This is a genomic window from Spiroplasma endosymbiont of Lariophagus distinguendus, from assembly GCF_023846195.1.
In the GTDB taxonomy this organism is placed as follows: domain Bacteria; phylum Bacillota_I; class Bacilli_A; order Mycoplasmatales; family VBWQ01; genus Spiroplasma_E.
In genome coordinates this window covers 1-557 of record NZ_JALMUW010000181.1, presented here as the reverse complement: position 1 = coordinate 557, position 557 = coordinate 1, and the positions used below count along the sequence as shown (strand labels likewise).

The 557-nt window shown below is 28.2% G+C and carries 1 other RNA gene; it reads right to left on the bottom strand.

Annotated elements, in window-relative coordinates:
• Positions 1 to 76 precede the first annotated feature (76 nt).
• Positions 77 to 492, bottom strand: a transfer-messenger RNA (tmRNA) gene (ssrA, locus tag M0D11_RS06430).
• Positions 493 to 557: the final 65 nt, after the last annotated feature.

Sequence of the window (557 nt, the reverse complement as noted above, 5' to 3'; positions counted from 1 at the left end):
TTAAAATTTTATAAAGGTATTTATAATTAATTATTAAATTAAATAATAAAAAAAGCACAATTGTGCATTTAATTTATGGTGGAGATGGCGGGGATCGAACCCGCGTCCAAAAGTTAACTGACTAACTGTATCTACAGTTTAGTATAATTTAGAAAAATCACTATTTAATAATAAATTATACGAAATTATGAATAGCTAGTTAATGGAAATTCGAAAAAATTTATTAACATCATTTTTTCTAGTTTATCCTATGATACGTTACTAATAATGATAAACTTGCTATTAGTAACGGTAGTATTTACTTCTTAAGTAATTAAGCAGGTAAAACTGCTTGATTTCCTAAACCAAATCCAAAGTTGTTTAACTTTGTTGTGAATCAGTTAGGTACTACGGTTTTAGTTTGTTTTCCGGTTATGAAACCTCGTAGTATTATGGTCTACCAAACCACTGCCACAATTAGTTGTTCACTCCTGTCGAAACCAGAACATCCCCGCTAATATTATACATTACTTTCTACTATAAAGCAATTTTTGGTTTTCTTAAAAATCACTAATAAT